Source organism: Solirhodobacter olei, from assembly GCF_004010155.1.
GTDB lineage: Bacteria > Pseudomonadota > Alphaproteobacteria > Rhodobacterales > Rhodobacteraceae > Solirhodobacter > Solirhodobacter olei.
Window position 1 is genome coordinate 25445 of the sequence record NZ_RRYH01000004.1, and the last position, 7293, is coordinate 32737.

Below are 7293 nucleotides of genomic sequence, written 5' to 3' on the forward strand. Positions count from 1 at the left end.
ATGTCCTGCCTGAGCTGGAACGTCGCGCGGGGTGAGAAAGCGCCAGCCCGTCCGGGCGGGCAGGCGCTCGCCCTGCGCCTTCGGCGCGCACCGGGCGCAACAGGCCCCAGCCCCGCCGCCCTCACAGCTCCCGCACCATCCGCTCCGCCGGAAAGCTGATGCCGGCCGCCAGCGGCACCTCCACCGGCCCCAGGGCGACGAAGCCGATGGCGGCATAGAACGGCACCGCATTGCGCGTGGCGAGGCAGTCGAGCCGCCTCACCCCTGCCGCAGCCGCCGCCTCGATCACGCGCGACAGGATCGCACGGCCGACGCCGAGGCGCAGATAATCGGGGGCCGTCGCGACATGCCGCACCTCCGCCGCCTCTCCCGCGCCGGCCGACCAGCCACCGGCCCCGATGATCCGCCCGCCCTCGCCCAGCGCCACGTAATAGCGCCCCGAGCCCACCAGACGCGGATTGACCCGGGCGAAGCGCGGCACGGCAAGAACGCGGATGGAGGGCGGATAGGCCTCCTTCAGGAGGCGCGGGAAGCTGCGGGCCATGACAGCGTCAATCGCGGCCATGTCGGCCGGTTCGGCAGGACGCACGGTCAGGGTTCCGGTCATGCCGGGATGCTAGCGCGGCACGGCCAGCGGGCAAGGCCCCTGCACCGCACCGAACCCCGGAAACGCAAAAGGCCGCGCCCAAGGCACGGCCCCCGCATATTCCGTCGGACAGGCGATCTTACTTGATCTTGCCTTCCTTGTATTCGACATGCTTGCGCGCGACCGGATCGTATTTGTTCACGGTCATCTTCTCGGTCATGGTCCGGGCGTTCTTCTTGGTCACGTAGAAATGCCCGGTGCCCGCCGAGGAGTTCAGACGGATCTTGATCGTCGTCGGCTTCGCCATTGTAATTTCTCCTGCGGCGTTCTCGTGCGGCCAGAGCCTCGGCCCCGGCGAAATCCTTGAAGCCCGCCTTTTACTCGGGCACGGGGCGGAGTCAACCGCAAAAACCCTGCCCGGGCCAAGGCGTGACCGGCGGCCCCGGAAGCACCCCTGAGAGGGCCCTTGGGAAGCCATGCGCGGATGGCCTGTAAGCCGGATTCTGTCCGGGGGTTCGCACCCCCTGGACGGCCATTCCTCTGCGCCCGCCGTTGCCGACGGGCTCTAGCTGCCAACCCGGGCCCCTGGGCTGAAGCGTCCCTGCGGATCCGGATCGCTCCGGCCGCGCGGGGCCCCTATTCGGCATTGCTCCCGGTGGGGCTTGCCATGCCGGTCCTGTTGCCAGTCCCGCGGTGGGCTCTTGCCCCACCGTTTCACCCTTGCCGCCGCCCGAAGGCGCAGGCGGTCTCTTCTCTGTGGCGCTTTCCCTCGGGTTTCCCCGGCCGGGCGTTACCCGGCACCGTTGCTTCATGGAGTCCGGACTTTCCTCGGGGTCGCCCCCGCGGCCGTCCAGCCATCCGCGCGGGCGCAGAGTTAGGCGCTCGCCGCGCCCCGGTCAATGCCGAAGCGCAGGGCCAGGTCAAGCGCCAGGGCCGCATCCACTGCGTCGCGCGGCCCAGACGCCCAGGGCCGGAACCGCAACCGGAAGGCGGAGAGGATCAGCGCCTCCGGCACCTCAGGATAACCGAACGCCCGCGCCGCCGCCTCGAACCCCTCCGGGTCGGCCTCGGCCCCTACGTCCGCCCCGGGCCAGACCGACAGTCCTGCCCGCGCCAGCCGGCGCCAGTCGAAGCGGGGACCCGGGTCGACCTTGCGCGCCGGCGCCATGTCGGAATGGGCGATGACACCCTCGGGCGGGATCGCCCAGCGGTCCATGATCTCCGCCATCAGCCCCTCCAGCACGCGCATCTGCGGCTCGGGGAAGGGATGGCCGGCGGTGTTCGCAAGCTCGATCCCGATGGAACGGGAATTGATGTCGCCGAGGCCCCACCAGCTGCCCGCCCCGGCATGCCAGGCGCGCTGCTCCTCCTCCACCAGCTGCAGGACCTCTCCGCCCTCGCTGACAAGATAATGGGCAGAGACTTCCGCCGCCGGGTCGCAGAGCTTCTCAAGCGCCGCGGCCGCGCTCTCCATCCCAGTGTAATGCAGGACGATCAGCGAAGGCCGCAGCCCGTCCCGCCGCTCGCCGAAATTCGGCGAGGGATGCGGGACGGCGCGCATTCAGGGCTGGTCGTGGCGCAGCGGCGCCGGATCCCAGGCGCAGGCGTAACCGTCGCCATCGGGGTCGAGCCCCAGCGGATCGCGCCGCGGGCCGCCATGTTCGAGGAAGGCGATCTGCGCCAGGTCGGACGAGGCATACCGGCCACAGGCCCGTTCATAGGCGGCCTTGCCGGAGAGCAGCGAGAAGCGCTTGTAGATCTGATGGCCCACCGGGTTCGTCGTGCTCAGCGCGTAGCTGACCAAGTTCGGCCCCATGTTCGAGGGCGCCTGCGGCAGCGGCTTCGGCGGGATGATCTTGTATTCCTGCCGCATCAGCTTCAGCCGCGCGGCGTCCTGCGCGATCGAGACCCGATCCTTCACCGCGTTGAAATTCTGCTCGTCCGAGATCGCCGCCCGGTTTTCTTTCGGGATGGTGATCAGCTTGCCGTTGCTGTCGTATTCCAGCTCGCTCTGCACCGACTTGATCCCGGCCGGCGCATCGCCGCCGCGCGGGCGGTCGGGATTCTCGATCCCGCTGCCGCCAGCCTGGCTGGTCGCCTGCTTCATCACCGCGCCATAGCTCGTCCCGGAATCGGGCACCCGGGCGCCGCACGCCGAAAGCGCAAGCATTGCCACAACCGGAATAGTCCACCGCATCGCTGGTCCTCAATCCTGTCCCGTCGGGCGCCTTACCACCATTTCGCGGGTTTGGAAACGAAACCGGCGGAACGCTCCAGCACGTGCGCGTGATTCAGCAGATCGGCCTCGGCCCAGGGCCGCCCGATCAGCTGCAGCCCCAGGGGCAGGCCCTTCTGGTCCACCCCGGTCGGCACCGCGATCCCCGGCAGCCCGGCAAGGTTCACCGTCACCGTGAAAACGTCGTTGAGATACATCGCGACCGGATCCGCATCCGCCATCTCACCCAGCCCGAAGGCGGAGGAGGGCGTCGCCGGCGTCAGGATCGCATCGATGCCTTGGGCGAAGACATCCTCGAAATCCTTCTTGATCAGCGCCCGCACCTTCCGCGCGCGGTTGTAATAGGCGTCGTAGAACCCGGCGGAAAGCACGTAGGTTCCGATCATCACCCGGCGCTGGACCTCCTTGCCGAAGCCCTCGGCCCGGGTCTTCTCGTACATCTCGGTGATGCCGTCGCCCTGGGCGAGCCGGGCGCGGTGGCCGTAGCGCACCCCGTCATAGCGCGCGAGGTTGGAAGAGGCCTCCGCCGGCGCGATGACGTAATAGGCCGGCAGGGCGTATTTGGTGTGCGGCAGCGAGATATCGACGATCTCGGCGCCCGCGTCGCTCAGCATCTCCGCGCCCTGGTGCCAGAGCGCCTCGATCTCGGAGGGCATGCCCTCCATGCGGTATTCCTTCGGAATGCCGATCTTCTTGCCGCGGATGTCGCCGGTCAGCGCCGCCTCGAAATCCGGCACCGGGATCTCGGCCGAGGTCGAATCCTTGGGGTCCTCGCCCGCCATCGCCTGCAGCATGATCGCCGCGTCGCGCACCGTCTTCGTCATCGGTCCAGCCTGGTCGAGGCTGGAGGCGAAGGCGATGATCCCCCAGCGAGAGACCCGGCCATAGGTCGGCTTCAGTCCGACGATCCCGGTGAAGGCCGCCGGCTGGCGGATCGAGCCGCCGGTGTCCGTCCCGGTCGCCGCCAGGCACAGATCGGCCGCCACCGCCGCCGCCGACCCGCCGGACGAGCCGCCCGGGGTCAGCGGCGTCGCGTCATTGCCGCGCCGCCAAGGGTTCACGGCGTTGCCGTAGGTCGAGGTCTCGTTCGACGAGCCCATGGCGAACTCGTCCATGTTCAGCTTGCCGAGCATCACCGCGCCGGCCCCGAACAGCCGCGAAGTGACGGTGGATTCGTATTCCGGCTTGAAGCCTTCGAGGATGGCAGAGGCCGCCTGGCTCGGCACCCCCTTGGTGCAGAAAAGATCCTTGATCCCCAGCGGGATGCCGCACATCGCCGGCGCCTCGCCTGCCTGGATCCGCGCATCGGCCGCGCGCGCCTGCTCCAGCGCGATCTCCGGCGTCGGATGCACGAAGGCATTGAGCGCGGAGGCCGCGTCCATCGCCGTCATGCAGGCCATCGTCAGGTCGACCGAGGTCGCCTCGCCCTTCCGCAGCGCATCGCGCGCCTCGGCGATCGTCAGTTCGTTCAGCCCGCTCATTCGACCACCTTCGGCACGGCAAAGAAGCCTTCGCGCGCATCCGGCGCGTTTTTGAGGACCTCGGCCTGGATATCGCCATCCGTCACCACGTCGGCGCGGCGCTTCAGCCGCATCGGCGTGACCGAGACCATCGGCTCGACCCCCTCGACATCGACCTCGTTCAGCTCTTCCATGAAGGTCAGTATGCCGGAGAGCTCGCCCGCCAGCGCGGGCAGCTCCTCCTCCTCGACGCGGATGCGGGCCAGGTGGGCCACGCGGCGCGCGGTTTCGATGTCGATCGACATATGGGGCTCCAAATCCGGGTTCGGGACCGTTTATCGCCGCGCGGGCGGGGCTGCAAGCATCTGGCGCCCCGCGCCCGGCGGCCACGGCACCGCGAGGGGCATTTCCTTCCGCCCGCCACGCCCTACACTCTGCCCGGACCAGACACGGAGGACATCCCATGAAAATCACCTGGCTCGGCCATTCCGGCTTCCGCATCGAGATCGAGGACGCGGTGCTGCTCGTCGATCCCTGGCTCACGGGCAACCCGATGTTCCCCGCCGACCGGCGGGCGGAGGCACTGGCCGGCGCAACCCATATCCTCATCACCCACGGCCATGGCGACCATACCGGCGACACGGTGCCGATCGCCAAGGAACTCGGCCTCCCGGTCGCGGGCATCTACGATCTGATCAGCTGGTGGCAGGCCAAGGAGGGGATCGAGGGGATCGGCTTCAACAAGGGCGGCACGGTCGACCTCGGCGGCGCCAAGGTGACCATGGTGAACGCCACCCATTCCTCCTCCGTCGGCGGCGAGAACGGCGCCCCGGTCTATGTCGGCCACGAATCGGGCTACATGATCGAGGGCGAGGGCCACACGATCTACCTGACCGGCGATACCGACGTGATGGCCGACATGAAGGTCTTCAACGACCTCCACGCCCCCGACATCGGCATCCTCTGCGCCGGCGGGCATTTCACCATGGACATGAAGCGCGCGGCCTATGCGGCGAAGACCTTCTTCAACTTCAAGACGGTCATCCCCTGCCACTACCGCACCTTCCCGCTCCTCGCCCAGAACGCCGACGCGCTGAAGGCGGCGCTGCCGGGCGTGAACGTGATCGAGCCCGATGTCCTGAAGCCAATCGAGATCTGAGGGCTGCTTGCCGGGGGCCCGGCCCCCAGACCACCGGGATATTTCCGGACAGAAAGAGAGGGGCTTCCCATTTTCTGTCTGCAAATATCCCACGGGGGTCCGGAGGTGTGAAACCCCCGGCGCCTACTCCCGCCGCCCCGCGAAGAACTCCTTGAGCAATTCCGCGGTCTCCTCCGCCCCTATGCCGTCGTAGACCTCGGGCACATGGTGGCTTTGCGGATGGGCGAAGACCCGGGGACCATGGGCGACCCCGCCGGATTTCGGATCGGCCGCGCCATAGTAGAGCCGCGCGATGCGGGCCTGCGAGATCGCCGAGGCGCACATCGGGCAAGGCTCCAGCGTGACGTAGAGCGCGTGGCCCGGCAGCCTTTCCGACCCGGCCACCGCACAGGCCGCGCGCAGCGCCAGGATCTCGGCGTGGGCGGTGGGGTCGGAAAGCTCGCGCGTGCGGTTGCCGGCGCGGCCCACGACCCGGCCTTCGGGCGAGACGACGACGGCGCCCACCGGCACCTCGCCCCGCCCCGCCGCGGCGCGGGCTTCCTCTAGCGCATCCTGCATGAAACTGGTGAAGGCCATGCGATCTGATGGCCCGCCGCGCGCCGCTGCGCAAGCCCGCTTTCGCAAGCCTCAAAAGTGGCGTAGGGAGCCGCAATGGACAAGCAGGATACATCCGGCGAGCGGATCGCCAAGGTGCTGGCGCGGGCGGGCGTCGCCTCGCGTCGCGAGGCGGAGCGGCTGATCGAGGCGGGCCTCGTCACGGTCAATGGCAAGGTCATCGACAGCCCGGCGCTGAACGTCACCGCGCGCGACCGGATCATGGTCGAGGGCAAGCCCCTGCCCCAGCGCGAGCCGGCACGGCTCTGGCTCTATTACAAGCCCCTGGGCCTCGTCACCTCCGCCTCCGACGAGAAGGGCCGCGATACGGTCTTCGACAATCTCCCCGAGGGCCTGCCGCGGGTGATGCCCGTCGGCCGGCTCGACCTCAATTCCGAGGGCCTGTTGCTCTTGACCAACGACGGCGGCCTGAAGCGGCGGCTGGAGCTGCCGTCGACCGGCTGGCTCCGCAAGTACCGCGTCCGCGTCAACGGCCGCCCGGAGGAGGCGACGCTGGAGCCGCTCCGCCAGGGCATCACCGTCGATGGCGAGGATTTCCAGCCGATGACGGTCAGCCTCGACCGCCAGCAGGGTGCCAATGCCTGGCTGACCGTGGGCCTGCGCGAGGGCCGCAACCGCGAGATCCGGCGCGCGATGGCGGCGGTGGGGCTTTTCGTCAACCGGCTGATCCGCGTCTCCTACGGGCCGTTCCGCCTCAACGAGCTGCAGCCCGGCGAGGTGCAGGAGGTCCGCGCCAAGGTGCTGCGCGACCAGCTCGGCCTGCCGGCGGAGGACGAGGCCGTGACGCCGCGCCAGCGCCCCGGAGCAGAGGAAGGCGCCCGCGTCCCGGTCAAGCGGGTGAACCCCCGCGCCGTGCCCGGCGAACGCCGCGTCGGCCGGATGGAAAAGCCCGGAACCCAGCCCGCGGCGCCCGAGGCCCCGGCCGACAGCCGCAAGGCCCGCCGCGCCGCCCGCTCGCCCGAAGCGCTCGCCCGCGCCCGCGCCGAACGCCCCGAGGACGACCGGCCCGCGAAGCCCAAGGGCCCGCGCAAGCCCCGCGGCGGCGGCGAGGGCGGACCGGCGAAGAAATCCTTCGGCGGCCCCCGCCCCACGCGCGACGATGGTGAAACCCGCCCGCCCCGCGCGAACTCCGCCGAGCGCGGCCCCCGCCCGGGCGGCCCGCGCGGTCCCGGGCGCGAGGGTGGGAAGCGCGAAGACGGTGGTGCCGGCGGAGGCAAGCCCGGCGGCCCGCGGCGCG

Annotated in this window: 9 protein-coding genes and 1 other RNA gene; 2 read left to right on the forward strand and 8 right to left on the reverse strand. The window is 69.8% G+C overall.

The features are described 5' to 3' along the window. Positions 1-121: 121 nt before the first annotated feature. The 7 genes from EIP85_RS04125 to gatC form a co-directional block, all read right to left on the reverse strand. The gene (locus EIP85_RS04125) at positions 122-607 is read right to left on the reverse strand and encodes a GNAT family N-acetyltransferase (RefSeq protein WP_127900895.1); all 486 of its coding nucleotides are present in this window, start codon (positions 605-607) and stop codon (positions 122-124) included. A gap of 118 nt (positions 608-725) precedes the next feature. After that, the gene (rpmG, locus tag EIP85_RS04130; protein ID WP_017999830.1) at positions 726-893 is read right to left on the reverse strand and encodes a 50S ribosomal protein L33; all 168 of its coding nucleotides are present in this window, start codon (positions 891-893) and stop codon (positions 726-728) included. Between the two features lie 169 nt (positions 894-1062). Beyond that, positions 1063-1448, reverse strand: an RNA gene (gene rnpB, locus EIP85_RS04135) — RNase P RNA component class A. Positions 1449-1460: 12 nt separating this feature from the next. After that, positions 1461-2147: an N-acetylmuramoyl-L-alanine amidase gene (locus tag EIP85_RS04140; RefSeq protein WP_127900896.1), complete on the reverse strand. Its 687-nt coding sequence runs from the start codon at positions 2145-2147 to the stop codon at positions 1461-1463. Beyond that, positions 2148-2756, reverse strand: coding sequence for a hypothetical protein (locus EIP85_RS04145; RefSeq protein ID WP_127900897.1), 609 nt, complete (start codon positions 2754-2756; stop codon positions 2148-2150). 59 nt (positions 2757-2815) lie between these two features. Beyond that, on the reverse strand, positions 2816-4303 hold the full coding sequence (gene gatA / locus EIP85_RS04150) for an Asp-tRNA(Asn)/Glu-tRNA(Gln) amidotransferase subunit GatA (protein ID WP_127900898.1): 1488 nt from the start codon (positions 4301-4303) through the stop codon (positions 2816-2818). Continuing rightward, on the reverse strand, positions 4300-4587 hold the full coding sequence (gene gatC / locus EIP85_RS04155) for an Asp-tRNA(Asn)/Glu-tRNA(Gln) amidotransferase subunit GatC (RefSeq protein ID WP_127900899.1): 288 nt from the start codon (positions 4585-4587) through the stop codon (positions 4300-4302). The genes gatA and gatC overlap by 4 nt, the downstream gene beginning before the upstream one ends. Positions 4588-4745: 158 nt before the next feature. Here gatC and EIP85_RS04160 point away from each other — a divergent pair, with 158 nt between their 5' ends. Continuing rightward, the gene (locus tag EIP85_RS04160) at positions 4746-5441 is read left to right on the forward strand and encodes a metal-dependent hydrolase (RefSeq protein WP_127900900.1); all 696 of its coding nucleotides are present in this window, start codon (positions 4746-4748) and stop codon (positions 5439-5441) included. Between the two features lie 123 nt (positions 5442-5564). Here EIP85_RS04160 and EIP85_RS04165 read toward each other — a convergent pair whose 3' ends face one another. Further along, on the reverse strand, positions 5565-6017 hold the full coding sequence (locus EIP85_RS04165) for a nucleoside deaminase (protein WP_127900901.1): 453 nt from the start codon (positions 6015-6017) through the stop codon (positions 5565-5567). Positions 6018-6092: 75 nt separating this feature from the next. Between EIP85_RS04165 and EIP85_RS04170 the strand changes: the two genes are divergently transcribed. Beyond that, the coding region (locus EIP85_RS04170; RefSeq protein WP_127900902.1) for a pseudouridine synthase at positions 6093-7293 on the forward strand (1201 nt) is incomplete at its 3' end.

Bases quoted from the DNA above. Each gene is read 5' to 3' on its own strand.
- EIP85_RS04165 (WP_127900901.1), bottom strand. From the start codon at position 6,017: ATGGCCTTCACCAGTTTCATGCAGGATGCGCTAGAGGAAGCCCGCGCC.
- EIP85_RS04145 (WP_127900897.1), bottom strand. From the start codon at position 2,756: ATGCTTGCGCTTTCGGCGTGCGGCGCCCGGGTGCCCGATTCCGGGACG.
- gatA (WP_127900898.1), bottom strand. From the start codon at position 4,303: ATGAGCGGGCTGAACGAACTGACGATCGCCGAGGCGCGCGATGCGCTG.
- rpmG (WP_017999830.1), bottom strand. From the start codon at position 893: ATGGCGAAGCCGACGACGATCAAGATCCGTCTGAACTCCTCGGCGGGC.
- EIP85_RS04140 (WP_127900896.1), bottom strand. From the start codon at position 2,147: ATGCGCGCCGTCCCGCATCCCTCGCCGAATTTCGGCGAGCGGCGGGAC.
- EIP85_RS04125 (WP_127900895.1), bottom strand. From the start codon at position 607: ATGACCGGAACCCTGACCGTGCGTCCTGCCGAACCGGCCGACATGGCC.
- gatC (WP_127900899.1), bottom strand. From the start codon at position 4,587: ATGTCGATCGACATCGAAACCGCGCGCCGCGTGGCCCACCTGGCCCGC.
- EIP85_RS04160 (WP_127900900.1), top strand. From the start codon at position 4,746: ATGAAAATCACCTGGCTCGGCCATTCCGGCTTCCGCATCGAGATCGAG.